Annotated in this window: 26 protein-coding genes, 2 pseudogenes and 1 riboswitch; of the genes and pseudogenes, 19 read left to right on the forward strand and 9 right to left on the reverse strand. The window is 57.4% G+C overall.

Annotation, left to right across the window (positions count from 1 at the left end; translation table 11 throughout):
* Positions 1–33 precede the first annotated feature (33 nt).
* From GTP41_RS01825 to GTP41_RS01855, 7 genes are all read left to right on the forward strand, one after another.
* Entirely contained in the window at positions 34–264 is a 231-nt protein-coding gene (locus GTP41_RS01825; RefSeq protein ID WP_161023832.1) for a hypothetical protein, read from the forward strand.
* 70 nt (positions 265–334) lie between these two features.
* Entirely contained in the window at positions 335–658 is a 324-nt protein-coding gene (locus GTP41_RS01830; protein ID WP_161023833.1) for a DUF6572 domain-containing protein, read from the forward strand.
* A 59-nt stretch (positions 659–717) separates the two neighbouring features.
* Positions 718–1179 carry a hypothetical protein gene (locus tag GTP41_RS01835; RefSeq protein WP_161023834.1) on the forward strand — a complete coding sequence of 154 codons (462 nt, stop codon included), beginning with the start codon at positions 718–720 and terminating at the stop codon, positions 1177–1179.
* A gap of 100 nt (positions 1180–1279) precedes the next feature.
* On the forward strand, positions 1280–1681 hold the full coding sequence (locus GTP41_RS01840; protein ID WP_161023835.1) for a hypothetical protein: 402 nt from the start codon (positions 1280–1282) through the stop codon (positions 1679–1681).
* Positions 1682–2123: 442 nt separating this feature from the next.
* On the forward strand, positions 2124–2678 hold the full coding sequence (locus GTP41_RS01845; protein ID WP_161023836.1) for a hypothetical protein: 555 nt from the start codon (positions 2124–2126) through the stop codon (positions 2676–2678).
* A gap of 59 nt (positions 2679–2737) precedes the next feature.
* Complete coding sequence (locus tag GTP41_RS01850) at positions 2738–3016, forward strand: hypothetical protein (RefSeq protein WP_161023837.1); 279 nt, start codon at positions 2738–2740, stop codon at positions 3014–3016.
* 204 nt (positions 3017–3220) lie between these two features.
* The gene (locus GTP41_RS01855; protein ID WP_161023838.1) at positions 3221–3823 is read left to right on the forward strand and encodes a hypothetical protein; all 603 of its coding nucleotides are present in this window, start codon (positions 3221–3223) and stop codon (positions 3821–3823) included.
* A gap of 92 nt (positions 3824–3915) precedes the next feature.
* Here the strand turns inward: GTP41_RS01855 and GTP41_RS01860 are convergent, their stop codons facing one another.
* On the reverse strand, positions 3916–4185 hold the full coding sequence (locus tag GTP41_RS01860) for a helix-turn-helix domain-containing transcriptional regulator (RefSeq protein ID WP_161023839.1): 270 nt from the start codon (positions 4183–4185) through the stop codon (positions 3916–3918).
* Positions 4186–4428: 243 nt separating this feature from the next.
* Between GTP41_RS01860 and GTP41_RS01865 the strand changes: the two genes are divergently transcribed.
* The 8 genes from GTP41_RS01865 (at position 4429) to GTP41_RS01900 (ending at position 10763) form a co-directional block, all read left to right on the forward strand.
* A complete protein-coding gene (locus GTP41_RS01865) occupies positions 4429–5226 on the forward strand; it encodes an APH(3')-I family aminoglycoside O-phosphotransferase (RefSeq protein WP_371867251.1) in 798 nt (265 codons plus the stop codon).
* Between the two features lie 135 nt (positions 5227–5361).
* Positions 5362–6363 (forward strand): serine/threonine protein kinase, encoded by a 1002-nt coding sequence (locus GTP41_RS01870; protein WP_161023840.1) that lies wholly within the window; start codon positions 5362–5364, stop codon positions 6361–6363.
* 88 nt (positions 6364–6451) lie between these two features.
* Positions 6452–7324: a restriction endonuclease gene (locus tag GTP41_RS01875; protein WP_229502700.1), complete on the forward strand. Its 873-nt coding sequence runs from the start codon at positions 6452–6454 to the stop codon at positions 7322–7324.
* A 21-nt stretch (positions 7325–7345) separates the two neighbouring features.
* Positions 7346–7570 (forward strand): transposase, encoded by a 225-nt coding sequence (locus tag GTP41_RS27935; protein ID WP_371867253.1) that lies wholly within the window; start codon positions 7346–7348, stop codon positions 7568–7570.
* Positions 7571–7707: 137 nt separating this feature from the next.
* A complete protein-coding gene (locus tag GTP41_RS01885; protein ID WP_161023841.1) occupies positions 7708–8232 on the forward strand; it encodes a DDE-type integrase/transposase/recombinase in 525 nt (174 codons plus the stop codon).
* Between the two features lie 217 nt (positions 8233–8449).
* The gene (locus GTP41_RS01890) at positions 8450–8632 is read left to right on the forward strand and encodes a hypothetical protein (RefSeq protein ID WP_161023842.1); all 183 of its coding nucleotides are present in this window, start codon (positions 8450–8452) and stop codon (positions 8630–8632) included.
* 57 nt (positions 8633–8689) lie between these two features.
* Positions 8690–9811: an MvdC/MvdD family ATP grasp protein gene (locus GTP41_RS01895; protein WP_161023843.1), complete on the forward strand. Its 1122-nt coding sequence runs from the start codon at positions 8690–8692 to the stop codon at positions 9809–9811.
* The gene (locus tag GTP41_RS01900) at positions 9768–10763 is read left to right on the forward strand and encodes a hypothetical protein (protein WP_161023844.1); all 996 of its coding nucleotides are present in this window, start codon (positions 9768–9770) and stop codon (positions 10761–10763) included. Before GTP41_RS01895 ends, GTP41_RS01900 begins: the two co-directional genes overlap by 44 nt.
* Before the next feature lie 9 nt (positions 10764–10772).
* Here the strand turns inward: GTP41_RS01900 and GTP41_RS01905 are convergent.
* The 8 genes and pseudogenes from GTP41_RS01905 to GTP41_RS01945 all read right to left on the reverse strand — a co-directional run.
* Positions 10773–10880: pseudogene (locus tag GTP41_RS01905) on the reverse strand (IS5/IS1182 family transposase); the annotation flags it as partial.
* Positions 10881–11305: 425 nt separating this feature from the next.
* Positions 11306–11971, reverse strand: a complete 666-nt coding sequence (gmtX, locus tag GTP41_RS01910; RefSeq protein WP_161023845.1) for a gamma-mobile-trio protein GmtX — start codon at positions 11969–11971, stop codon at positions 11306–11308.
* A pseudogene (gene gmtZ / locus GTP41_RS01915) lies at positions 11968–14549 on the reverse strand (gamma-mobile-trio integrase GmtZ). Before gmtZ ends, gmtX begins: the two are co-directional and overlap by 4 nt.
* 5 nt (positions 14550–14554) lie before the next feature.
* A complete protein-coding gene (gene gmtY, locus GTP41_RS01925) occupies positions 14555–16045 on the reverse strand; it encodes a gamma-mobile-trio recombinase GmtY (protein ID WP_161023848.1) in 1491 nt (496 codons plus the stop codon).
* 294 nt (positions 16046–16339) lie between these two features.
* On the reverse strand, positions 16340–17608 hold the full coding sequence (locus GTP41_RS01930; protein ID WP_161023849.1) for a TolC family protein: 1269 nt from the start codon (positions 17606–17608) through the stop codon (positions 16340–16342).
* The gene (locus tag GTP41_RS01935) at positions 17605–17922 is read right to left on the reverse strand and encodes a DUF3240 family protein (RefSeq protein ID WP_161023850.1); all 318 of its coding nucleotides are present in this window, start codon (positions 17920–17922) and stop codon (positions 17605–17607) included. Before GTP41_RS01935 ends, GTP41_RS01930 begins: the two co-directional genes overlap by 4 nt.
* Complete coding sequence (locus GTP41_RS01940; protein WP_161023851.1) at positions 17919–20996, reverse strand: efflux RND transporter permease subunit; 3078 nt, start codon at positions 20994–20996, stop codon at positions 17919–17921. The genes GTP41_RS01935 and GTP41_RS01940 overlap by 4 nt, the downstream gene beginning before the upstream one ends.
* Positions 20996–22123, reverse strand: coding sequence for an efflux RND transporter periplasmic adaptor subunit (locus GTP41_RS01945; protein ID WP_161023852.1), 1128 nt, complete (start codon positions 22121–22123; stop codon positions 20996–20998). Before GTP41_RS01945 ends, GTP41_RS01940 begins: the two co-directional genes overlap by 1 nt.
* A 108-nt stretch (positions 22124–22231) precedes the next feature.
* Here GTP41_RS01945 and GTP41_RS01950 point away from each other — a divergent pair, with 108 nt between their 5' ends.
* The 4 genes from GTP41_RS01950 to GTP41_RS01965 all read left to right on the forward strand — a co-directional run bounded on the left by GTP41_RS01950 (position 22232) and on the right by GTP41_RS01965 (position 25361).
* Positions 22232–22900: a response regulator gene (locus GTP41_RS01950; RefSeq protein WP_161023853.1), complete on the forward strand. Its 669-nt coding sequence runs from the start codon at positions 22232–22234 to the stop codon at positions 22898–22900.
* On the forward strand, positions 22897–24267 hold the full coding sequence (locus GTP41_RS01955; RefSeq protein ID WP_202419572.1) for an ATP-binding protein: 1371 nt from the start codon (positions 22897–22899) through the stop codon (positions 24265–24267). The genes GTP41_RS01950 and GTP41_RS01955 overlap by 4 nt, the downstream gene beginning before the upstream one ends.
* A gap of 93 nt (positions 24268–24360) precedes the next feature.
* A riboswitch (SAM-I-IV-variant riboswitch) is annotated at positions 24361–24464 on the forward strand.
* 42 nt (positions 24465–24506) lie between these two features.
* Positions 24507–24833, forward strand: coding sequence for a hypothetical protein (locus tag GTP41_RS01960; protein WP_161023854.1), 327 nt, complete (start codon positions 24507–24509; stop codon positions 24831–24833).
* A gap of 51 nt (positions 24834–24884) precedes the next feature.
* On the forward strand, positions 24885–25361 hold the full coding sequence (locus tag GTP41_RS01965; RefSeq protein WP_161023855.1) for a cupin domain-containing protein: 477 nt from the start codon (positions 24885–24887) through the stop codon (positions 25359–25361).
* Positions 25362–25384: the final 23 nt, after the last annotated feature.

Here is a 25384-nt window from a genome sequence, read left to right on the forward strand (position 1 = left end):
GCCAATTGCTGCCTGCTAATATGGGGAAATGAAGTGGATCGTAATAGTGCTGAAGAGCTGATGGCCATTTATGGACGTGTCGCTGTCGCGTTGAATGATGCATGCAATCTAGTTCACAACCTTCCAGAGACTGAGCGAGCTGAGCATATGCGCGGACTTGGTGAAGTTATGGGAGACCTCTGGTTTAAGCTCCAATTACCCGTCGTGCGTGAACATCGGGATCTGGATCCGGACGGCGATCGATTTCAAAAACGTGAAGAATAGTATTCGTCCCAGTCCGGCCAAAAACGGTCATCCCAAGCAACATGCGAAGTAGTTTTGAGAGATTTATTAAATGGGTTTAGATAACTGCGATATCGTTGATGCTGTTGGTACCGACATTAGCACCGGAAAGATAGTCCTGAGTGTCTTGGATTCCTGGGACTGGACGGATGAGAGCGAACACTTGAAAACCCTTCAAGCAAAGCTCAACGCATATTTCTCGTTTGTAGATTCACGTCAAATCTACGAAGCCTATCCTAACGCTGAAGGCAAAGGCCTAGTCGTAGATATTGTTACGAAGTTCCCGATACCCGAATCGGGCATGAAACTCCTAGAAAAAGCAGCTGTGGTGGCGTCCTCGGTGGGGTTGGAGCTTACGCACCGACATTTGGCCTAAGCACGCGAGCCTGTTACGCAAAACCAGACACACACGATTGGGATCAAAAAAAGGCAAGAATGTCATTAGAAGAAGGCGTACTACTCCAGAAACGGCAGAACGATTTTTCAGCTTTCTACGCTGAGCTTCTGCCGTGCCTTGTAGATTTCATTGGAAAGATTGGAATTGAGCCGTCGCACGAAGTGCTGAACCACGCCGTCCAATTCGAACCTTTCGTATCACAGGCGACAGGGAATTTATCCATCGATAATGAAGAGGATAGAACTTGGCTCGTGACGCGCATGGGTTACTACATTGGTGAGTATTTCGTGCAAAAGCACGCGGGGTGTTGGTATGTGAATGAAATTTCGGATTCTCGTTACTTTGCTAGGTTTGTCGTCGGAAAATTCAATATTCCGAGCCAGCGAGCATTGATGCTCGACCCTTTTGAAGTGGCGGCAGCGTACGTTTCCGCACCAACGCCTCGTGTGCTCGGTGATCTTATAGCGGAAGTGGAAAGAGAGATACTTGAGCTACGATAGAGCTGCGGAGCTTACTTCATTCGGCCAGAAGCAGACGTCCCACGCTGAGAACTCTAGAACAAATGGATAAATTTTGATAAGCAATATACGTCGAGCAGTTTTGTCATGGCGAGAACAAGGCATTCCGTTATTGCCTGGACTCGACATAGAAGAAATTCGCAGTCTTGCCAAGATGGGACACATCAGCTTATCTGCGGATGTTGAGCTCCTATATTTCCTCTGTGGTGGTATGCCAAGGGGTACCGTTGATGGCAACTGGTTTGAATTGTGGCCGCTGGAACGCCTGTTGCATGACGCAAAAAATTTTCCGTATTCGCTCCTTCCTTTCGCTGAAGGTTTCCTTTCCGCGCAACTTTATTGTCTGCGCTTTGAGGACGCATCAAGCGCTTCAGTCCACATGGATTTTTCATTTGATGGTAATTCGACCAACGAAGTCGCGCCGAGCTTAGACGCTATGTGCGGAATGCTGTTAGAAGATCCTAGTGCCTTGTGCCTTCCCTAAATTTGGCGATAAGTAAACGTCATTTTTTGGGATAGCGACGTGATTGGGTACAATCGGCCACTTGCAGACGCTGACCTTATGCAATCTATTTGAATATGGCGACGTACGTTAAACGACACTGGAATGAGCTGCGTGGTGACGCGCATGACGCTTGGGGAACCTCTTGGTGGTACTTCGAGGTTGATGATCAAGGCAGGGTGCTTCGGCAGATTGAGCAATATGAATCTGGCGTGCAATTGCGTTACGGCGAACAGCACGCAGAGGATGAGTTTGGTGGACTTGCCTTGGTACCACTTGATCTATCTGTGCCCTTGTACAGCCCAGTTGCATCACAAGACTTTGAAGCAATGTGGCAGACTTCGTGACTACGCCGCTGTCGGCCAAGAGCTGCCCTTCACGGATACTGAGTTTTTTTGAATGTCGTGTTTAGGAAGGTTGATGGATGTCCGTTAGCTATCATTTTTTAGCCTCAGAAAGGGACTATCAATTAGTCACGACCTGGTTTGCGGCACTTGAATATGAAACGACCATGAAGGAGCGTCCGGATGGAACCTGGCTCTACTTTCGTGCGATGGCTACGGAGCCTCTGCCCGATTCTGAGCATATAAATCAGGAAACGACACCGTTGGTGTGGATTTCAAAACCCAAAAAGCGAAGTGACATATTGTGGACCGATGCCGAGGTCTGCTTCACCGCCACGCCGCTGAGGTCTCAGTTTCCGGAACTGAACAAGATTTCCATGCAATTTGCAAAATGGTTGAAGCAATTCGACCTCGTCTTTGCTCGGAAGGACAATGTTGCGCGTGAGTGGAACTATTATCTGGAAGGCGGAATTCGGAACTTCAGCGAAAAATTGTATGCTCTACCGGATGCTATGGCAGCCTTGCAGAATGGCAGGTATTTCGTACATCAACGAGCGAACGATGCGGTCTTGGATACGGTCGTAAAGACGCTGCGCCTACGGGGCTACGACTTTGACACAAACTATCCCGTTTGACCACAACCGACCACAAGCAGCCGGTGAGAAAACTTTCGAGCGTTATGGCGTAGAACCAAATGGAAAAACGAACAGTTGCAGATATCGTTGGCCCCTGGGTTGATCCGGGCTTCGAATCGAGCCTCATTGATCGTTGTCGCGACAACTGGTCGGTGCCTGTGGGCGAAATTTCGAACTATGTACTGGCCGCCTTCATTCGCCAGCAAATAGCCTTGGACCTAGTGGTGCCCGAGGCGCAACGGCGCATTGCATCCGGCTATACGGATGAAACTGAAGTTCTCGACGATGAGCTAGCACTCGCGATCGGCGGAATTTTGCCGTGTGATCAACCTCGCTAAGTTCCCACAAGCGGACGTTTGTAGCGAAGCGTGTTACGCAACTATCACGACAAAATGACGACAATTGGGCCGACCAGCGTCGCTATAATTTTTCGTAACGTACATTCCTGCCGACCGATCCTCATGCTGCGCATCTTATTCCTCGCTCTATGTGCCGCTTCTACAGTCGTATTGACTGGTTGCGCCAGCCTGCCCGCCGCAGAAATGAGCCTCCCCGCATCTATTGCCGCAGAACGCGCTGAAACCGTGCAGGGCCTTGGAGGGGGGCGGAACGGCAGCTTCTCGTTGTCTCCGGAGACGGGCACTTTCAGCCGCGGGCGCGATCGCGTCGACCTGTTCTCTGTGGTGAACTGGAGCAGTGCCTCGACGCGCTACTCGCTCGTGCTCGCGGATGGCAGTCGCACCGAAGCGGCCTGCAGCGGCAAGGTGGTCGAGGCGACATGGAAGGCCATAGCAGCCAACGCAAAGCCGTTCTCGTTCGACTGCGAGTGGCGTGGGGCACGAAGCGCGCAGCTGAAGATGAACGCCCCCGTGGTCAGCCTGACGATGAAAGCCGAGCGTAGCGGCCAATTCTCGATGGGGGGGACCACGCTCGAGGTGCAATCGGTTCACGAGGTGCGGGGCTCATCGCTGTCGCTGGAGGCACCAATCGGGTACGTATTCAGACATGACGGGAAAGCGGTCGGTGCCATCGAACTCAATGGCCTGACGCCGCGCCTGTGGCGTCCAGCGTCCGGCAATGCATTGCGTGAACCGGTCACCTTGGCCGCGCTTGCGCTCGCGTTGTTGTGGGATCCCGCTACTTAATCGCCGTCATGCAGCGCGGTCCCTTGCGCTGAGTTCTGGATAGGCAGCACCCTAGTATGATCAAGCTGACAGTCTGCTTTGGTTTTTCTACGCTAGGAATGGTTCATCCAAGCTGGCTGTACCGCCAAACGCAATCCCATTGCGCTCAAGATCGCTCGCAGGGTTTTCAAAGAGGGGTTACCTCGTTCGGACAACATGCGGTACATGGTGTTGGGATTGGCTTCCGCCTGGTGCGCGATTTCCTGAACCCCTCCGAATGCAGTGCTTAAGTAACGCAGTGCCAACATGAGATCTACTTCATCGCCAGTCGCGAGTACGTCGTTGAGGTAGTCGGCGGCCAGCGACGGGTCTTTCTGAAACATCTCAATGGTTACGTCCTCATGAAATCAATGAGTTTTTGCCATTTCTGTCTTTCCAATCACGTAGCAATCCAGAGCTGACTTGACATGGAGTGCTATTGAGAGTTGCACAAGAAGTAGAATGACGGCTAGATCTTTATCGGACCTTAACGGAATTCCCGTGTCAAGCAGCCCCGCCTACACCCTGACACTCGTAGGAAAAACGCCCGCCGTTTTGAGGGCAGGTGCAGGCACTGCGATTGCGGAATTCATGGAGGGCGGCACGAAGTGAATATCGCAATGAATGCCCAGGAACTGGAAGGGTACGAGTGGCGGCGCGATATGGTCGGCGAGTCCGGCGGCGCGGTGTACCGCCTGCACCACAAGGCGGGCGGCCCCGACCTGTTCCTGAAGCATGGCAAAGATGCAGTGGCCGATGACATCACCGACGAAATGGCCAGGCTGCGCTGGCTAGGCGCTTACCTTCCCGTGCCGGCATGCGTGCGCTTCACCCGCAGTGCAGATGAGGCCTCCTTGCTGATGACCGCATTGCCAGGGAAAACGGCTTACCAGGTAATGGAGCAGTTCCCTGCCCAGCGCATGGCGGTGGTCGCGGCCATCGCAAAATTCTTGCGCAGCATCCATGCCATTCCGGCCAGCGCTTGCCCCTTCACCAGCCATTATGAGTACCGACTGGCCCGTGCCCGGGAGCGCCTGGATGCCAAGCTGGTCGATGAGGGTGATTTCGACGACGCGCGCGCCGGCTGGACCGGCGAGCAGGTATGGACTGCGCTGCAAGCCTTGCTGCCGCTGGCTCCGGATCCCGTGGTCACGCACGGCGACTACTCACTCGACAACATCCTTATCTGCGACGGGGAAGTCGCGGGTTGCATCGACGTCGGACGGGCCGGCATAGCGGACCGCTACCAGGACATCGCTATCGCCTGGAATTGCCTGGAAGAGTTCGGCGCATCGCTGCAAGAAGAATTCCTCCGGCAATATGGCATCCCCCACTTCGACCGCGAAAAGCTCAACTTCCACCTCATGCTCGACGAGTTCTTCTAAAGCAATGTCCGGATTGTTATAGGATGTCAAGCTACCATAGTTTTGGAGAGCACCCTTCATTGAAGGGATTCCGAACCGTTGTATACAATAAGTTGCACGTGCATTTTGCGCCCAACAATATCAAGTGGCTCTCCTGTGGAAAACAAACAACTAAGTGCTGAAACTCCCTATTCCGACCTAACGCCCGAATGCATTTTTACTGCAATTGAAAGCCTTGGGGTTAGCTGTGATGGCCGTCTCCTTCAGCTGAATAGTTTCGAGAATCGGGTCTATCAGGTATGGACCGAAGGTGGGGGGCAATACGTCGTCAAGTTCTATCGTCCTCGGCGCTGGAGTGATGAGGCCATTCTTGAGGAGCATGATTTTTCGCTCGATTTAGCGATGCAGGAAGTTCCAGTTGTTCCGCCATTAAGTTTCAATGCGCGAACCCTGCATCATTGTGAAGGCCACCGATTTGCGTTGTTCACGAAGCGCGGCGGCCGAGCGCCGGAGCTGGATCGAGTGGATACTCTTGAATGGATGGGGCGCTTCCTCAGCCGCATTCACGCTAAAGGTGCCACTGAAACCTACCAAGTCAGACCATCGCTCGATATTCAAAGTTTCGGCATTGACTCTCGAGATTTTCTCGTTGCAGGCAATTGGCTGCCTGAAGAATTGCTGACTGCATGGGTTAGCGTCGTGGACCAAGCTCTCGAGGCTGTGAGGGCTGCATATCAACGTACCGGCGATGTTCGCATGCTGCGACTTCATGGTGACTGCCACGCAGGGAACGTTTTGTGGACCGATGACGGCCCTCATTTTGTTGATTTTGACGATAGCCGATCTGGACCATCTATCCAAGATTTCTGGATGCTTTTGTCGGGTGACGAAGTCTATGCACGTACCCAGCTTGCCGCAATTCTTCGTGGCTACGAGACCTTCTCAGAATTTGACGACCGAGAGCTGTACCTGATCGAAGCGTTACGCACACTGCGCTTGCTTCATTACAGCGCGTGGATCGCCCGCCGTTGGAAAGACCCAGCATTTCCGGTCGCGTTCCCCTGGTTCGGTACTGTACGCTACTGGCAGGATCGAATTCTTGAGATTCGGGAGCAAATTGCCAAGATGCAGGAAGCGCCGCTCCGTCCTGCGTGGTAAGAGGGGCAAACTAGGAGTTCGCTGAATCTTTCTAAGGTCACCGCAGTTAAGTGATCTATTCGCTTTGACTATTTGAAAGGGAATTTGATTGAGTAACATCCGCACAATCGACATGCGTTTCATCGACGACGTTTTTGATATGGGTGGCGGTTATGTGTTGGATTTTTCGGATCGCACGTTTGCCGCCTTCTTTGCAGAAGAACTGAATATCGACATTACTGAGCAACAGTACTATCGTGACGGGACATCAAAGGCCAAGCGACTCCGATGCTTCCTTCAAATAGTTGATAAAGCGACGCTTGTCCGGACGCTAAAAGCCCTTTGGAATTATCGCGAGGCGATCCGCCAGCGGACGAATGAGCAAGACAAGGTAGTAAACGCACACGGTCGGTTTCTGGACTTGCTCAATCGTATCCAAGGAACACAACCCGCTGCGGCGCCCGTGGCGCCGGCAGTTCCGAAGCCTGCGTTTAATCGAGAACTTATTTCGCAGTTGAAAGCGGACCTGCTGGCACTCGCAGCGCTTGCGCCACAGCCGCGTGGCTTCGCTTACGAAAAATTCCTTAAGAAACTGTTCGACGCATTTGGGCTTGAAGCTCGACAGGCTTTTCGGTTACATGGTGAACAAATAGATGGCAGTTTTCAACTGGGCCACGAGACTTACCTGCTGGAAGCCAAGTGGCAAGGCGCGCCAATCGGCGCTGCCGACCTCCATGTGTTCGAAGGGAAAATTGGAGAGAAAGCGGCGTGGGCTCGTGGCTTGTTCGTCAGTGATAGCGGCTTCACGGCTGAGGGGATCGCTGCTTTTGGCAGAGGGAAAAGTCTGATTTGCATGAGTGGCTTAGATCTCTACGATTTGCTGAATCGAGAAATTCCTCTGAATCATGTGTTGGAGCGCAAAGTCCGTCACGCTGCCGAGACGGGGGCTCCTTTTGTACAAGTTCGAGATTTATTTCCTTGATCGGTTTTAAGTCTGACTGACCTGCTACCCGCTGACGCAGGCGCCCGAATAGCTGATCTCAGCCGGAAATATGGCATTGCCGAAGCGACGTTCTACAACTGGAAGACAAAGTTCGGCGGCATGACGGTCTCGGAAGCTCAGCGATTGAAGGAGCTGGGATCTGAAAATTCGAAGCTCAAGCACTTGTTGGCTGATGCCATGCTGGACAACGCGGCGTTAAAGGATGTGGTCAGTCGCAAGTGGTAAGCCCGCAGGCTAAGCGGCTCGCCGTGGCCCATTTAATGACTACCCATGCGTTGGGCGTGACGCGGGCCTGTGGGCTGATCGGAATCTCTAGATCGTTGTCCCGGTATGTGGCGAAGCGCCCGGACGATGGAGAACTATTGGCGAGGCTGACCGTGCTGGCTGGCCAGAAGCGGCGCTATGGCTACCGTCGCCTGCATGTGCTGCTGCGCCGAAAAGGATGGACGCTCAATTGGAAGCGTACCTACCGCGTGTACCACGCGGCAGGCCTGATGGTTCGGCGTAGGAAGCGCAAACGCATCGCGGGGGTCGAATGCAGCGTCAGGGTGTTGGCTGCGCGCGCGAATCAAAGTTGGTCGATGGACTTCGTGTCGGGTGGCTTTGTCGATGGCAGGCGGTTGCGCTGCCTGAACATCGTGCATGATTTTACGAAAGAGTGTTTGGCCATCGAAGTCGATACCTCGCTGCCTGGTTGGCGTGTCGCCTCGGTGCTGGAACGTCTCGCCGAATCGCGGGGCCTACCAAGCTCGGTGACCGTCGATAATGGCCCCGAATTCGCAGCGACGGCGGCTATTTCAAAGCAGGTCACGATCCCTACTTCCAGACGTTGCTGGCTTTACGCTTACGGGGTGCCCTGGAGCAACCATTTTGGAATGCTTCTTTAAGTTGGAAGGTGGGACGAAATTCCCGTTTACAGTATTTTGGACCTTACTCAAGAAATGGTCTAAAACTTTCAAATCACTAGTTAATGGTGACTTGCAAACCAGGCAAGGTCGAGGAAGAGGAAATTTGTGGAATAATTATATTGCATAAATTGAATTTATCATATAATAATATTTCACTCTCGTAATCCTGCGAGAGTATTAATAGAGGAGTTAGTTGATGGATCGCATTGTATTGCGCACAGTAGCGCGGGAACTGAACGAAGCAGAGTTGTCCGAAGTTTCTGGTGGTGTAGAGCAGCCTGGGGGGGCCGTGACAGGAGGTCAACCGACGAAAAAGTCCTCTAGTCCTGATCCGAGCGGGCCGCAAGATCCTGATACCTCTTTAGCCGACTGGGATTAAGTCGAAATGGCGGCAGACGGACTGCCGCTTTCATTTAAAATTCTTTAAGATAAAGAAATGCATTCTGTATTTATTCCATCCATGATCGGCGACACCGATTCCATATTCGTTAAAATTGCACTTGAGAATGAGGGTGCACGAGCAGTCCGAATGATTGGAGACAATTTCCCAACTCAACAGACGAGCTCATTATATGTGAGCGATGGTGGAAAATTCACGGGCTACTATGAATGCATTAATGATCGCACTCGTATAGCGTTCTCAGATTTCGATGTGGTATGGTTACGGCGACCTCGATGGCCGAGAATTCCCAACAATTTGGACCCGCGAGATGGGAAAATGGCTAAGCAGGAATGCGACCATTTTGTTCGATCGGTTTTTTTTAGCGCCTGGGACAGTGCTGTTTGGGTAAATTCTATGGAAGGTAGGCGTCGGGCCAATAGTAAATTGCTACAATTACGAGAGGCCGTCTCACTGGGTTTTCCCGTCCCGACAACGTTAGTTTCAAATAACCCTAATGACATCCGAGAATTTCTGGATTCATCTGACGATGCCTGCATCGTTAAGCCCATTCTCGGAACAAGCTGGATTGAGGACGGACGTGTATTTGTTTCATACACAAGTGATATAGCCGTTGATGCCCTGCCCGCCGACGATGCAATCCGTGCGTGTCCGAGCATTTATCAAAAGAAGATAGTGAAGGAATTCGAAGTTCGAATCGTTTTCTTTGGAAAACAATCTTTTGCATTGAAGCTTCACAGCCAAGATATCTGTGGAGCTGAAACAGACTGGAGAATTGTAGACACGTATAGGTTGAATGTTGCAGAGATAGTCGTCCCCGACAGTGTTCACAGATTTTGCGTCCGCTTAATGACTAAGCTCAAAATTGTACATGGAAGCTTTGACTTCGCGGTGGACTCCAACGGAAATTGGGTATTTTTTGAAGTAAATGAAGCAGGTCAGTTCTTATGGATGGAAACGCTGGCTCCGCAACTTCCAATCCTAGACGCTATGACACAGTTTCTATTGAAACCTAGTGACGATTTTGTTTATATTCCAGGGTCTGAAATTAATAGAATGACCGATGTTGCAAAAACGCAACGATTCTCGGAATTATTGGCAGATGAGAAAGAAAATGAAAAAATCCTTACTGCTACTTCTGTTGATTACTCCTCGTAAATTTGCACTCGTATTCGGTTGCACAATGTTGATTGCCACCCGAGCAATCTGTTCGCCAACAGTTCACTATACTTGGACTGGGGTGGATGTCGTCACCATGGACTTCAACAAAGTGGACAAGATCAGAGAGCTCACAAACATTAAGTCCGGCGATCGATATCCTATTAATTCCCCTTTGCTGGCAAAGGCTTGCGCAAACGTTCGTGAAGGCTTAAAGCTTCGCGAAGTAAGGTGCACTGCGATCGAAATGGAGCACTTCACAGCTCTATACGTCGTCCAGGTCGGCGGTTACCAACAGGCCAAGACAAATGGCATGAAGGGCCCCTGTAAAGAAGTTGGTCCGAATGGAGACCTCATCCGAAAATTGTATGATTCTATTCTGCAAAGCGAGTTAAATGAAATAAGAGGATTAGATTTTAACTCTCCTATCCAAATTGACGATTCGTTCAAATTGGATGAGCGCCACAAGGATTTTCCAATTCAACAGGAGGTCCTAAGATATGCATCAGATGTCTTGAGCTCTGTCGAGAGCTGCTCCGCACTTGAGCGGATAGCAGGCGTTTCGCTTCTCCCATACTTAGGATTGCCATCTGTAGCTTTGAGTAAAGGAATAACACTTTCTGATGATCCGGATGAGAACGTGCGCAACGCAGCCCGACGGATTACATCTACTTTGGCAAAGTTTGCTACAGCTGAGCAGTCAGACTTAATTGTTCAGAGTTCGTGTTCAGCTCTCGAAAGTTCGGCCTCATTTTTTGATCGCAATAAGTCGCTAATGAACCTATTGAGCGTCGTCCAGCATAATCCACTGATACATTTGCCAAGTGGATGCGCAGACTTTGTAGCGGCTATTTCCCGCACCAGCAGTTCCCCGCAACTTGGAATGCCTGCCGAACAAATAATTCGTAAAATTAACGAGGGTCTCGCTCGAAGTCAGTCCCCGACGCGCTAAGAGGCTGTTTCAAAGTGAAGTTTCGGCCCGGCGAAGCGTACGCCAGCAAATAAGACAACAGGCGAGCTTCATAAATGCTTCATGTGTGTCAGCGCGGCGGTCGAAGCGCACATGCAAGCAAGCAGTAGTAAAGACCTTTGCGGTGCAGCGAGCCTATGAGCCGATCGTCAGCGCTAAATTTTGCAGGCGGTGCGTTCCAGGCCGACCTGGCGACATTATTCCAATCCGCATACTTTCTTCCGCCCTTGACTTCTTTAATGTTCTTGGCCTAGTTCAAGCACAGGAGTTCGACATGGCTATTTGATCCCACTGAACAAAGCCTGGTGCGGTAGGCCGTATAGCCGGCATGTGCCGGCTTCGGGTTGAGTTGGATATGAATGAGAAGGCAGTTGGTATGGATCGCGTCAATGTGCTCTAACGCTTGATCCGGATTCACTGATGACTGATGACAACACGCCGTCACAGGCGAAGTCAAAAAACTAGACCCTGAGTAAGGCAAGCGATAGAGTACTCTGGTCATCAGAGTTGGATTTCCAGCGTGATCATGAAGCGAGTGTTTTTTTGATTGCGTTGATGAAGCCGATATCAAACAATTTTCTACCTCGCGGGTTGAGGATCTCGCCGTTAGCGCCTTCTGACCAGCCTTCTTGACTCAAAAATTCTGCTGATATGGCTCGTATCAGAGCCTGCTTTTCGGTGTCAGATAGGCCGGCGCTACTCATCACTTGAATTACTTCGCCTTTCGGTGTGACGTTGATGTGGCCGGGCAGAACACGCCGATCAACTACCACGCTGGCGTTTGCCCGAAGCAGTTTGACCTCACCGCGAAGACGATCTCTCTCGGCAATGATATGCCCCAGAAGCACCCGCAAAGCGGGGTCAGCTATTTTCTGAAGTAAATCGTTATCGGTCAGCAGGCTGTCGCGGGATCGCGAGTCGGAAGGCGATTTCTTAATCGGCGCCGCGAAGTTTGCCCATGCCCGAACTAGCGTCTTGAAGTCGCCAGACGTGGAGTTGTAAAGCGCTCGCTGTGACATGCCTCCTCGCTCTTGAGATAAGCGACCAACAGTTGCCAGGGAATAGTCGAGGCTCCCGAGCCTGTATAGCTCCGCGCAGACTTCGTGCATGACCTCCAGGTTCCGGCGTTTCTGCGGCCGGGCCTCAGCCGTCAGCGTCTTGAGCAACTCGCTTGGATGAACTTTACTCATCGAGGGGACTGTTTGGTAAGTGGCAGAGCTTTTGAGGTTTTCGTAAGATCATAGACGCGTGCTGCTCCCTGGTCCAATTTCGGGTCGAGATGAACTGCCCAGTCGTCTTCAAGTCCGAGATCCGCCAGGCTGCGTCCAGCTTCAATCATCCCGACCACACGTCGCAATCCTTGCGCTGGGTCGTCGGATTGGGCTAGGACCGCTAGATGCTCCATGAAACGATTACCCACGCGAAGTTGCTCGTCGCGAGACAGGTGCGCGAATACAGGCTGGTAGCGTTCCCGGTACAACGCGCTATCTAATAATTGAGACCTTCGGAATATTGCTTGGCCGGGATTCTCGTCGGGATAGAGTTCGGCGTCCTGACAAATGCCTGATATCTGAAGCAGTTCGGACTGAGTGTTTTCGAATACTAGCTTCAAATCCGCCATTCCGCCGACTGCCACAATTTGCTGGCTGGCCTTCCCGGCATTTGAGGATTTCTCTATCAGATTGAAACATCGTTTGATGAGACGGAAGGTAGCGATCAGATCGTGGCCAAGCTCGTCAGTTTTGGCGATTTCCATTTCCCATAGCGTTGCTGCTCTGGCGAGTTCGGCGTTTTCGGTAAACGGAATATCGGTCTGTTCAGCTTGATATCGCTTCGTCTTCAAGGTCTCCAGCTTTACTTCGTGTTTCTTGGCGACCTTTGCTTGTTCGACCAAGTGATAGCCCAGATTGTTAAAGTGGGCACGAAGCGCATCGATGTAATGCGGTTCAGTTACAAACCAGCGGCACCGAACGCAATTACCCGGTCCGCCGGGGACGGGGGCATAGATATTGTTCGATACGTCCTTTGTATTGCTGCGTAAGAGTTCTCCACCGTTTAAGCATCCACCGACCTTGCCATTGAATTCGTCGGAAGATGAATTTCCGCCCACCAAACACATTCCATAACTGCGTGCCATCCAGCCTGCTGGATTGCGATCGGCAGGTCGAATGACAAGCGATGCCTTTAGTCCTTCCCAGTTGTTTGCCACGACCTTGTTCGTCAACTCGTCGTACTCTGCTTCAGCTAAAAAACGTCGCAATCCGGCCTCGGCCGTTTCTTGTAGTTTGCTACTCGCGGCATCAAGGATTCGCGTCATCTGCGTGACGCCAATTTTCGTGTAGTAGAGGGTCATGATCACACGGCTGTGGCCGGCCACTAGTTTGGCAAGTACCACAAGAGGAACTTCAGCATCGACGGCGAGACAGGTCAGCAGCGAAACCCGCAGACTATGAAGAGGGTAAAGGGTTGTGCGATTCGTATTGTCTGCTACAAACCGCAGAGCTTTTTCATTGGCCCCGGTCTCGCCGCGCGCGGCGCAGCGTTGCTCCAGATCCAGAAGCAGCCTGTACCAGAGTGAGAATATAGGGTCGTCGATAATCGGCTTGTACTTATCGTCGCCATGTGATGCCGCATCCCGGAACAAGAAGCAGGTGTCTGGCATGCGCGAGAGTTGATAATCGGACCGAGGGCCGCGTAAGTGACGATGGTCTAGATGGTGCCAGCTGATCGGATTCGGAACCGGGTTGTATTTCTCCTGCCAGTTGCGTAACTTCTCTAGCCAGTACAGCAGTTCCGCATATTGCCAAGGGATGATATAGCCGGTTTCGCCTTGCTTGGTGATGTCCGCTGTCTTGTTCGTGTTGATATAGAGAGAAGTACGAACTTCATCCAAATCAAGATCGCGCTGTTGCCGGAAGACGCCCCTTTCGACAGGCTTTCTCTTCGATCCCTCTGCGTGCTGCCCTTTGTTGAGGGTCCAACCAGTGGCAGCATAGCGCCAGGTGTCTGCCTCACCCGAATCCAAGACCCTGACCTGGTGCGTTCGAAGCGGAATCATGAGCTTTGTAAGCAGGACTACCGCCCGCACGGGACTCCACAATTCGAAGATCTGTCGATTTCCACGCTTATAGCTGGTCCTGCGTGTTCGCCATACGCAGTCAGGATCTTCATAGTCGATCTTGTCTTCATCAACCTCGAACCAGTCGTTGCGCACACCGTGCTGGCCATGAGCCACACTATGAGTCCATTGCCAGTCACGGAAGTTTTTTCCGGGTGCTAGCCGCTCACGCAGTTCTACGATATACCGATACGGTAGTGGAGAATGTACCGACTCGTTGGGGCGAATCTTCCCGGTTTGGCTGCGGTATGCGACGGGATTCCAAAAAGCTGGACTCACTACGGGGCGACCATTGTCATCCGGTTCGGAGAAGTGAGTTTCCAATACCAGTCAATAAAAATCCTGGCCTTGTTATTCCACTTTATTCCGCCGTGCGTTTGAGGAAGGGAGGTCTCGAAAAAATCGGGCAGTGGCTGCTCTCGACGCAAGAGTATCGATGGGGAGACGGGTAGTTTTAGTCGATGTATGTAATGCTTGAAAAAAGCCCGTAAGCCATTGATCCGGTCGGCCAGCCCCAAGGGCTGCGTAGCCAGCCAGGCCGCTGCCCAAGCTCTCCATTCCGCGAAGTCTTCGCCAAGTTCGCGAGTCATCCATTCGAAAGTGACATCGGCCGATACAGGTGTGCGTTTGCTTCTTCTTGTTCGGGGCATCGCGATTACCTCAGTTTCGGGTTGGGGCCAGAGAATAAGCCATCGGGATCGACGTCTTCGAAGCCGTGAGCCAGCAATTTATCGAAATCAAACGTCGGCTTCACATGATTGCCATCTGCCGCCAAGCGATTGAGATTTTGTGTTGCCTCGGTCAGTGCGTTGCTGACGTCCGTCGCATTAGGCGCGGTGTAGATTGCTTGCGAGGCGACGGATTTATGATGTAACGCCTTCTGTTTCACTTGAACTGCGACCCCGCTGCGCATTAGTCGGCGGCCGTACGCATGCCGGTGGCCATGTGGAGAAGTTCCAAGGGATTTACTAGGAACTAGGCCGATGCGGCGCACCGCTCTGGCATGAGCCTGTTTGTAGTTGTCGATGCTGTACAAGTCGCCGGCGGTGTCGCGTTGTTCAACGACAAAGGCATAGGGATGAGAGCGAGGCAACGCGATCAACTCTTTCAGATAGAGCATCCATAGGTGAAGGAATAAGCGACCAAGCTCAGGCTGAAACCAGTACGCTTCCATGTAATAGTTCCCGTCCAGGCTGGGGTCTTTCCAGCCGGCGTAGTGCTTGCTCATTATTTCATTTCTTGGCTTCAGCGCGTGCTTGCCGGCCAGGTAGGCACCACGATTGCACTTGATGGGATTGCCTCGCTCGTCAAGCCAGTCGCCCGGTGCGTCTCCAAGGCTTGGATGGTGAATTCGGACGTGAGCCGTGGATGGATCGAGCGGATGGGACTGTACATCTCCAATCCACAGGTGGAAGCACTCCGATAGCCGGAAACCTGCCCCATGCATTAGGAGCGTAATCAGACAATCGCGAAGGTTCAAGCGCTTGGAAAGATCCGGTTGTCCCTCGCCGTTTCGGCGACGGAATCCGTGGAATAGCAAATTCTCGAAATGCTTTTCCGGGAAGGCTACTGCATCGTCAGAAACGCTTACCTTAGGTGGACGGCGGGGAAGGGTGCTCCGCCCGCTCGGCGTCTGACTAAAACTCCTTTTCTGCCAGGTATGCCCCAGAAATGCGCGGTCCCGCCTAGCCATCGATGCCGCCACTGCCACCATCTCGTCGTATGAACTGGAAGCCGTCAAAGGGTTTACCTGCGTAGTGCCTTGTCGCTCGGCGGCCCAACATGAAAAGTCAGTGATGCGGGTGACGACGTTACCGATGACACGGTGATCGAATGGACGCCAATACAAGCCGCTGGGGTCGATGCCGTCTAATCCAATCGTGCCGCTATACAGTCGTTGGACAAATGAGTTGAACAGCGTTTCCGGATCACAATGGTGCTGGGCGTTCACCTCCATATACTTCAGAAGCAGAGCCACGTCGTGAACAACCTTACGCATCCAGGCGAGGCTACGATCATGGCGCCGCCAGAGAAGGTAATCGACCAATATCTGCAATGGTCCGCCATCAGTCAGCAGAACTGGAATTTCCGAAACAGCGCCGGTCGAGTCACTGAGGACCTTGGCGCGAACCGATACGAAATCCATGACCGCTCCCCAATTGGATGCGCAGTTAGATCGCCTGCCGTCCACTCCATGACGGCACATAGGCTCATATCATATGTAATCTATGAACATATGAGATCACAAAACGAATCTCGATGGGAGCAGAAAAGCAGTCATTGCTACAGATTGCCTACCGATGGCGAGCAAAACTATGGTGTCTTATTGTATTTTTCTGACATCCTATAACACTTCGGGGTCAGGAAGAAAGGTGGACATTTCCTGAAGAAATGTCCACCTTTCTTCCTGACCCCGAAGTGGACATTTGCGCGGGGGGAACTAGTCGATGGACCAGAGGGCGTGGGCGTCGAGCTGTACGCGGGCGCTGGCGGCGAGGGCGTTGATCTGCGCGGTCTGGGCGGCGAGGGCGGCTTCCAGGGCCTGGCGGCGGCTGAGCAGGGCGTCGCTCAGGCTGGATTCGCCGGACTGGTAGGCGCGTTCCATCAGCTGCGCTTGCCGTGCGCTTTGCTCGGCGACGGCGCGCAGGCTGGCCCACACCTGGTGGCTGTGCCGCTCTTCGGCGACCACGCGTTGCGCGTCCAGTTGCACTTTGGCTTCGACTTGCCGAGCACGTTCCTCGGCCATGCGGGCGCGCACCGTGGCGGCGCTGGCTTCGCTGGCGCGCACCTGGCCGGGCAGGGGTATCGATACGCTCAGGCCGACCGTGCGCTCTTGTCCGTCGCGCTCGCGCGTGGCGCGCAGGGCGATGGTTGGGTCGGGCGTGCGCTCGCTGGCGGCGCGCCGTGCTTTCAACTGGTAGAGCTGGGCTTCGGCTTGCGCCAGGTCGAGTTCGTGGTTGTCCTGCGTGATGCGGGACACTTGCGCCGGCATGGTCTCGCTGGCGGTGCGCGGCTCGGGCAAGCCTGTGGGCGCGGGTGCCGGCAACTGCTGGTAGGTGGCGCTGAGTAGGGCGAGTGCCTGCGCCACGTCCTGCCTGGCTTGCTCGACCAGCGCTTCCGAGCGGCGTAATTCGGTGTCGGCCTGCAGGACTTCCAGCGCGGGACTGTCGCCGGCCTTGACGCGGCGTTCGGCCACGGCTTTCAGTTGCTGCACGAGCGCGTGCTGTTCGCCCAGGCGTTGCAGGACGGCTTGCGCGCGCAGGGCGCTGTACCAGTCCTGCATCAGGGTGCGGCAGGCTTCGTGCCACACGTCGGCGCGCTGGGCGGCGGCCAGCGTCATGCCTTGCTCGCCGATGGCGCGGTCCTGGTCGGCCTTGCCGAACCAGCGCACGCCGCGCTCCAGCCCCCATTCGTGTTCGCGGAAGCGTTCGACGCCGGCCACGCGGCGCTGGGATGTACCGGCGCGCGCGATCCATTCGTATGGGCCGGCATTCAGCCTGGCTTGTTCGGTGGCGGCCAGTTCTTCGTTCATGGCGCCGAGCCGCAGTTGCGGCATGGCTTGCAGGGCGCGCCGAACGGCGGCTTCCGGCGGCAGGGCGTACAGGCTGTCGCCGGCCAGCGGCAAGGTGGCGGCGCGGGCGGCGGGTGCCAGGGCGCCAAGGACGCTCAGGACGGCGGCCAGGGCGAGGCTGACAGGGGCGCGCTTCATGCCAGTCTCCCGCTGGCCAGCAGAGGCGTCATCCAGTAGGCGACGTCCGGCGTCGGCATTTCTTCGCCAAGCCGCTGCACCAGTTGCTGCAGCGGCTCCAGGCGGCCTGCAATCAGTACCAGCTTGCGGGCGCTGCGGCCTTGCACCAGTTCCATCGCCGATTGCAGCGGCGCGCCCTGTCCCATGCCCTGGGCGGCCAGGATCGAAAATCCGCTGGCCAGCTGCGGGTGCAGCAGAAGGAAATCGAGGATGTCTTCTTCCAGGCTGACGGGGATCACCAGCGTCAGCAAGGTATCGTTGGGCAAAGTCTTCATACGGTATCCGTTTTGGGGTTGCCTGGCACGCCGAAGCGGCGGAATAGCAGCGGCAGCAGGATCAGGGTCAGCAAGGTTGCACTGAGCAGGCCGCCGATCACGACGATGGCGAGCGGCTTCTGGATCTCCGAGCCGGGGCCGCTGGCCAGCAGCAGGGGCACCAGGCCAAGGCCGGTGATACTGGCGGTCATCAGCACGGGGCGCAGGCGGCGCAGTGCGCCTTGTACTACGACCTGCGCCAGCGGCACGCCGCGCGCCGCCATCTGGTTGAAGCAGGTGATCATCACCAGGCCATTCAGTACGGCGATGCCCATCAGGGCGATAAAGCCCACCGAGGCCGGCACCGACAGGTATTCGCCTGTCACCGCCAGCGCCACCACGCCGCCGATCAGCGCGAACGGGATGTTGACGAACACCAGGATGGATTGGCGTACGCTGCCCAGGGTGGTGAACAGGAGCAGGAAGATCAGCGCCAGGGCGGCCGGCACCACCAGCGCCAGCCTGGCGGCGGCGCGCTGCTGGTTTTCGAACTGTCCGCCCCATGACAGGCGGTAGCCGGCTGGCAGCTTCACTTTTTGCGCGACGGCGGCCTTGGCTTCTTCGACGAAGCCGACCAGGTCGCGCCCGCGCACATTGGCGCGCACCACGGACAGGCGGCTGCTGTTCTCGCGTTCCACTTTGACCGGGCCGTCCACCATGCGCAGGGTGGCCAGCTGGCTGAGAGGAACCGCCTGGCCATCGGCCAGGGGCAGGCGCAGTTGCTGGAACAGTTCGGGCGACATGCGCGTTGCGTCGCCGCCGCGCAGCAGCAGGGGCAGGCGCTGTGCGTTGTCGATAACGATGCCCGCATTGCGGCCTTCGATCATGGTGCGCAGGTCGTTTTGCACCTGTTCGGCGCTCAGGCCCAGGCGGCCGGCGGCGACGCGGTCGATGTCGACCTGCATATACTGCACGCCTTCATTCTTGACCGTGAGGACGTCTTCGCTGCCCGGGATGGCCTGCAGCACGCCGACCACTTGCTCGGCCAGTTCGCCCAGCTTTTGCGTGTCGGGGCCGAAGATCTTGAGGGCCAGGTCGCCGCGCACGCCGGACAGCATTTCCGAGGTGCGCATCTCGATCGGCTGGGTGAAGCTGAAGTTAATGCCGGGGAAGTCCGCCGTGGCCTTGCGTAGCGCGTCAACCAGGTCTTCCTTGTCGGGGCTGCGCCATTCGGCGCGCGGTTTCAGGACCAGGAAGGAGTCGCTCTCGTTCGGTCCCATCGGGTCCAGCCCCAGTTCGTCGGTGCCGAGGCGGGCCACAATGCGCGTCACCTCGGGTACTTGCTGCAGGATGCGGCGCTGGATGGCCAGGTCCTGGGCGGTTGATTGTTCCAGGCTGACCGATGGCAGTTTTTCCGACTGCATGATCAGGTCGCCTTCCTCCAGCACGGGCATGAAGGATTTGCCGACCACGGTGAACAGCCCCAGCGCCAGCACCAGCGCGGCGGCGGCGCTGCCGACCACCAGCCGCTCGTGGCCCAAGGCGCGTTGCAGCAGCTTCTGGTAGACCGATTCCAGCCACACTACGATGCGTGGCGCCGGGCCGTGCTGCGCCTTCAGCAGGAAGGACGAGAGCACCGGGATGACGGTCAGGGACAGCAGCAGCGAGGCGCCCAGGGCGAAGATGATCGTCATGGCCACCGGCGCGAACATTTTGCCCTCCAGTCCCTGCAGCGTGAGCAGGGGGATGAAGACCACCATGATCACCACCATGCCGGCCGTCACCGGCACCGCCACCTCGCGCACTGCGCGGTAGATCACGTGCAGCCACGACATGCCGGATTGCGCCTTGTTGCTGTGCGCTTCGATGTTCTCCACCACGACCACGGCGGCGTCGACCAGCATGCCGATCGCAATGGCCAGGCCGCCGAGCGACATCAGGTTGGCGCTCAGGCCGAACTGCTGCATCAGCAGGAAGGTGCCAAGTGCCGACAGCGGCAGGATGCAGGCCACCACCACGGCGGCGCGCACATTGCCAAGGAAGACGTACAGCAGCACCACTACCAGCACGGTCGCTTCCAGCAGCGCCTTGCCGACCGTCTGCACCGCGCGTTCGACCAGGTGGCCACGATCGTAGAAGGTGCTGATGCTGGTGCCGGCCGGCAGCGACTTGCCGATCTCGTCCAGGCGCTGGCGCACCTGGTCCACCACCTGCAAGGCGTTGGCGCCGCGCATGGCCAGCACCAGACCTTGCACCGCTTCGCCCTGGCCGTTTTGGGTGACGGTGCCGTAGCGGGTCAAGGCGCCGATGCGCACCTGCGCCACTTGCCCGACGGTGACGGCCATGCCGTGGTGGCTGGTGATGCTGATGGCCGCCACGTCGGCCAGTGTGCGCACGCTGGCGTCGCTGCGGATCAGGAAGGATTCCTCGCCGCTGGCGAGGCGGCCGGCGCCGTCGCTGCGGTTGTTGGCCTGCAGCGCCTGTTCGAGTTGAGACAGCGACACTTTGCGCGCGGCCAGCGCGGCCAGGTCGGGGACCACTTCGAAGCTGCGCACCGCGCCGCCCAGCGAGTTGACGTCGGCCACGCCGGGGATGTTGCGCAGCTGCGGGCGGATGGTCCATTCCAGCAGCGTGCGTTTTTCCATCAGCGACAGCGGGCCTTCGATGGTGAACATGAAGACATCGCCCAGCGGGGTGGTGATGGGCGCCAGGCCGCCGCTGGCTGATTCGGGCAGGTCTTTCAGTACTGCGGCCAGGCGCTCGGCGGCTTGCTGGCGCGCCCAGTACATGTCGGTGCCTTCCTGGAAGTTCAGCGTGATGTCGGCAATCGCGTACTTGGATTGCGAGCGCAGCACCGCTTGCTGCGGTATGCCCAGCAGCTCTTGCTCGATCGGCGCCACGATGCGGCTTTCCACTTCCTCCGGCGTCATGCCGGGCGCCTTCATGATGATCTTCACCTGGGTGCTGGAGACGTCCGGGAAGGCGTCGATTGACAGCGCACCCACGGCCTGCGCTCCGGCCAGCACCATCATCACGGTCAGCACCAGCACCAGCAGGCGCTGCGCCAGCGACATGGCGATCAGGCGGCCCAGCATTATGGCTGCCCTTTCGCGTCGGCAGCCGCTTCGCCCAGTCCGCTCCAGGCGCCCTTGATGGCGACCACGCCGCGCGTCGCCACCTGCGCGCCGGCAGTGAGTGCGCCGCGCACCCAGACCTGGTCGCCGGCGGCGGCGCCAGGCTGCACCGGCACCGCCTGGAAGCCTTTGGCATTGCGCACGAAGACATAGCTGGCCGCGCCGCGCCGTACCAGGGCCGCTGCCGGCACCGCCAGGGCGCCGGCCTGGTTGCGCGGACGTGCCAGGCGCGCTTCGACGTAGGCATTCAATTGCAGGCAGCTGGTGCGTTCCGTTTGCTCGGCGCGTACCAGGGCGGTCTGGTTGGCGCCGTTCAGCAACGGCGAGATGGCGTTGACCTTCAGCTGGCAGCCTGGCGCCACGGTCAGCTTGTCGCCCACTGCAATCGCTGCCTGCTGCTGGCGCGATGCCTGCAGCTCGACCCAAAGCGGCGCGTCGCGCACGATGCGGGCGACGCTGCTGCCGGCTTCGGCCTGCTGGCCCAAGGCCAGGGGCAGCTCCAGCACCGTGCCGGCGGCCTGGGCGCGCACCGTGTGCAATGGGCTCAGTTGGCGTGTGCCGGCCAGCTTGGCCAGTGCGGCCTGGCCCATGCCGCCCGCGCGCAGTGCTTGCGCGCGCTGCTCCGCCGCCAGTTGCGCCAGTTGCGCGGCGGCGCGGTTTTCGTCCAGCCGCACGCGGGCGATGATGCCGTCGGCGTACAAGCCTTCGCTGCGCGCCAGTTGTTCCGTCGCCAGTCGCGCGCGGGCCGCCAGCTCGACGTACTCGCGCTGCAGGTCGAGCCACGGTTGGCTGAACAAGGTAAGCAAGGGGGCGCCGGCTTTCACTTTTTGCAAAGTTGTCACGTGCACTTCCTGTACCATGCCGCCCCAGGGCGTGCCGCTGACCACGACCGCGGTGGCGGGAGCAACCACGGTCCCGGCCAGCACGATGGCGTCGCCGCCGGCGGTGCCGTCGTCCGGCAGCGCGGCCAGCGCCGGCATGGTGGCGATGCCGGCTCGGTTGATCTGTTCCTGGCTGATCAGCACCTGTTGCGGCGCAGGGGCCTGCGCCACGGCGGCGGCGGATACAATGAGAAGGGCATTCAACATGGTCGATTCTTTGGCTGGGAAGGTGGCGCCGATGGTGCTCAGGACTTCTTAAGAGGTTCTTAACAAGTGCTCCTTACCATCCAGGCATCCCTTTTCCTGACGAACCCTATGCGTATCCTGCTCGTTGAAGATGACCCGCAGCTTGGCCGTGCCACCCAGATCGGCCTGGAGCAGAATGGCTATGCGGTCGACTGGGTCACCTCGGCCGCGCATGCGCACACGGCGGTGCGGCTGCACGACTACGGCTGCATCCTGCTCGACCTGGGTTTGCCGGACCAGGATGGCATGCAGGCACTGGCCAGCCTGCGCGACGGCGGCTACCAGGGCGCGGTGCTGGTGGTGACGGCGCGCGACCAGATCCGCGAGCGCATCGCTGGACTGGATGCCGGCGCCGACGATTTCGTCATCAAGCCCTTCGACCTGGACGAACTGGCGGCGCGCATCCGTAGTGCCAGCCGGCGCAGCGCTGGCCGCCTGCGCGAGCAACTGGTGCACGGCGACCTGGTGCTGGACATCGCCGACCGCAGCGCGACGCTGGCGGGCCAGCCGGTGACCCTGACCACCAAGGAGTTCCGCATCCTGCTCCTGCTGCTGGAACAGGCCGGCCGTGTGCTGAGCCGCGAGCAGCTGGAAAAGAACCTGTATAGCTGGGGCGAGGAGGTGGAAAGCAATGCGGTGCAAGTGCACATTCATCATCTGCGCCGCAAACTCGGGCGCGATTTGATCCGCACCGTGCATGCGGTGGGCTACTGCATCGACAAGGCGGTGCCGGCATGATCCGCAGTGCATTCGGCAAGCAATGGTCGCTCAAGCGCACCTTGCTCGCTTCCTTGCTCGGGTTGACCCTGACGCTGTGGGCCAGCAGCGCAGCCATCGTCTATGTCGAGGCGCAGCAGGAAAGCGATGAATTGTTTGACCAGTCGCTGATGGAGACGGCGCATCTGCTGCTGTCGCTGGTGGAGAACGAAGTGCGCGAGCACGGCCTGGGGCAGCCCATCGTCCTGTCGATGAAGGGGCATCCCAATTCGCACCGCTACCTGCTGTTCCAGGTGCGCGACGCGAAGCACCGTGTGCTGTACAAGAACGACGGCGCGGGCGATGCGGCGCTGGCGCCGGACGCGCCGGACGGCTTGTCGTGGACCCAGATCGACGGCAAGCGCTGGCGCCTGTTCACCCTGTGGGATGAACGGCACGAACTGGCGCTGGTGGTGGCGGAGCCCACCAGCCACCGCGAGGACATCAGCAGCCGCTTCTTCTACAAGATCGTGATCTTCGGCAGCTTGCTGGCCGTGCTGGCCACGGCGGCGATCTGGTGGAGTATCAGCCGCGTGGTGCGCGCCTTGCAGCGGTCGGCGGACGAAGTGGCGGCGCGCACGCCGAACGACCTGGCGCAAGTCAGCCTGAACGGCGTGCCAAGCGAGGTGCACCCGCTGCTGCTGTCGATCAATCGCCTGTTCGGGCGCGTGCGCCACACCATCGAGCACCAGCAGCGCTTCACCGCCGATGCCGCGCATGAACTGCGCACGCCCCTGGCTGCCATCAAGACCAACCTGCAGGTGCTGCAGCGCGCCCGCAGCGACGCGGAACGGGATGAATTCATCAGCGGCCTGGGCGCCAGCGTCGAACGCGCCACGCGCCTGGTCGACCAGTTGCTGATGCTGGAGAAGATGGACCCGCAGTCCGGCACCGTGGCCACGCCGGACCAGGGCGACCTGGCCGAATTGCTGCGCGAGCAGGCCGCGCACTGGCAGGCCGGCTGCGCGCAGCAGGACTTGCGCCTGCAATTGGACATCGCTTCTGCGCCGTGCGCGCTGCATGCCGACAGCATGCGTATGCTGTTGCGCAACCTGGTCGAAAATGCCATCCGCTACACGCCGGCGGGCGGCCGTATCGTCGTCAGTTGCGGGCGGCAGGAGGGGCGCAGCTTCCTGCGCGTGGCCGATTCGGGGCCTGGCATTCCGCCGGAGATGCGCGAGCGCGTGTTTGAGCGCTTCTTCCGCCTGGCGGGAGCGACCCTGCCGGGCAGCGGATTGGGGCTGTCGATCGTCGCGCGCGTGGCCGAACTCCATCGGGCGCAGGTGCTGCTCGGACCGGGGCTGGATGGTGGCGGGCTGGCGGTGAGCGTGCTATTGCCTGTTGAATAAGCACGCACGGGCCTATTGCGGGCTCGGGAGATTTCCGATATATTGAACCCAAGTTCTGTATAACGAAATTCGCACAACGAGTTTAGGTTATCAACTTAGCATCAAGAGTCGGTTTAACCGACGCCAACCTGCCTACCCGGGCAAGGTGGAAGCCATCACGGCGATGCGGCCTATTAACGGCAACGAAGCGGGCGCGACATGGTTTGCTCCGAATCGGGCCAAGCTCTCAGGAGAGAACCATGACAAGCCAAGCGTCCTACACCCCATCCCAAGACCTCAGCGCCTGGCGCGACCAATTCCGCCTCACGCACACTTTCCATATCGTGCTCGGCTCGAACGAACTGACCACCGGCCAGCTGGAATCGACCCTGAAGGGCGCCAACGCGCACGTGGATAAATGGGTCATCTCGCGCCGTGGCGGTTGTTACGAGCACTGTATTACCGTCGACGGCATCGGCGACGACTCCGCGCGCGAGCTGCGCCGCGAATTCGCCAGCCTGGATGGTAAGATCAAGGTACACGTCGAACACATGGTCCATTTCGGCGCCGAAGCGGCGCACCGCTAGTTCGAGTCCCGCTACGCTTTCATTCGGGCCTGCGAGTATGGGAGATCTGACATGCCAGTAGTTCGCGCCGCGCAGCGGCAGGTGGAAACGAGAGAGACTTCGCAGCCCGGTGTGGAGAACCGGGAGGAGTGGATCAGTGAGCCTGGTGGGCTGACGCAGTTTGGCGCCTTCATCCACGTCCTCGCGCCGGGCACGCGCTCGAGCATCAAGCACTGGCATGCGTCGGAGGACGAACTTGCTTTTGTCCTGGAGGGCGAAGTCACGCTGGTCGAAGGCGAGGCTGAGCACTTGCTTGGCCCGGGCGATGCGGCCGCATTCCCGAAAGACAGCCCGCTTGGGCACTACCTATGGAACAAGAGTGCCTTGCCGGCCAAGTGCATGATCGTCGGCACGCGCGCGCAGCTTGACCGGATCACGTATCCAGACCACGACCGCGTGCTGCATCGGGACCGCTCGCAACCAGACGATATCTGGACCGATGCTGCCGGCAAGCCGGCCGGTAGCCCGTATCAGGACTGGTGGCCCTGAGCCACTTGGCCGCTGAGCGAGTC

The organism is Pseudoduganella guangdongensis (assembly GCF_009857475.1).
In the GTDB taxonomy this organism is placed as follows: Bacteria; Pseudomonadota; Gammaproteobacteria; order Burkholderiales; family Burkholderiaceae_D; genus Rugamonas; species Rugamonas guangdongensis.

Coding starts and splice junctions, on each gene's coding strand:
- GTP41_RS01830 (WP_161023833.1), top strand. CDS start 335: ATGGGTTTAGATAACTGCGATATCGTTGATGCTGTTGGTACCGACATT.
- GTP41_RS01835 (WP_161023834.1), top strand. CDS start 718: ATGTCATTAGAAGAAGGCGTACTACTCCAGAAACGGCAGAACGATTTT.
- GTP41_RS01845 (WP_161023836.1), top strand. CDS start 2,124: ATGTCCGTTAGCTATCATTTTTTAGCCTCAGAAAGGGACTATCAATTA.
- GTP41_RS01850 (WP_161023837.1), top strand. CDS start 2,738: ATGGAAAAACGAACAGTTGCAGATATCGTTGGCCCCTGGGTTGATCCG.
- GTP41_RS01855 (WP_161023838.1), top strand. CDS start 3,221: ATGAGCCTCCCCGCATCTATTGCCGCAGAACGCGCTGAAACCGTGCAG.
- GTP41_RS01860 (WP_161023839.1), bottom strand. CDS start 4,185: ATGTTTCAGAAAGACCCGTCGCTGGCCGCCGACTACCTCAACGACGTA.
- GTP41_RS01890 (WP_161023842.1), top strand. CDS start 8,450: ATGGATCGCATTGTATTGCGCACAGTAGCGCGGGAACTGAACGAAGCA.
- GTP41_RS01895 (WP_161023843.1), top strand. CDS start 8,690: ATGCATTCTGTATTTATTCCATCCATGATCGGCGACACCGATTCCATA.
- GTP41_RS01900 (WP_161023844.1), top strand. CDS start 9,768: ATGAAAAAATCCTTACTGCTACTTCTGTTGATTACTCCTCGTAAATTT.
- gmtX (WP_161023845.1), bottom strand. CDS start 11,971: ATGAGTAAAGTTCATCCAAGCGAGTTGCTCAAGACGCTGACGGCTGAG.
- gmtY (WP_161023848.1), bottom strand. CDS start 16,045: ATGGATTTCGTATCGGTTCGCGCCAAGGTCCTCAGTGACTCGACCGGC.
- GTP41_RS01930 (WP_161023849.1), bottom strand. CDS start 17,608: ATGAAGCGCGCCCCTGTCAGCCTCGCCCTGGCCGCCGTCCTGAGCGTC.
- GTP41_RS01935 (WP_161023850.1), bottom strand. CDS start 17,922: ATGAAGACTTTGCCCAACGATACCTTGCTGACGCTGGTGATCCCCGTC.
- GTP41_RS01940 (WP_161023851.1), bottom strand. CDS start 20,996: ATGCTGGGCCGCCTGATCGCCATGTCGCTGGCGCAGCGCCTGCTGGTG.
- GTP41_RS01945 (WP_161023852.1), bottom strand. CDS start 22,123: ATGTTGAATGCCCTTCTCATTGTATCCGCCGCCGCCGTGGCGCAGGCC.
- GTP41_RS01950 (WP_161023853.1), top strand. CDS start 22,232: ATGCGTATCCTGCTCGTTGAAGATGACCCGCAGCTTGGCCGTGCCACC.
- GTP41_RS01955 (WP_202419572.1), top strand. CDS start 22,897: ATGATCCGCAGTGCATTCGGCAAGCAATGGTCGCTCAAGCGCACCTTG.
- GTP41_RS01960 (WP_161023854.1), top strand. CDS start 24,507: ATGACAAGCCAAGCGTCCTACACCCCATCCCAAGACCTCAGCGCCTGG.
- GTP41_RS01965 (WP_161023855.1), top strand. CDS start 24,885: ATGCCAGTAGTTCGCGCCGCGCAGCGGCAGGTGGAAACGAGAGAGACT.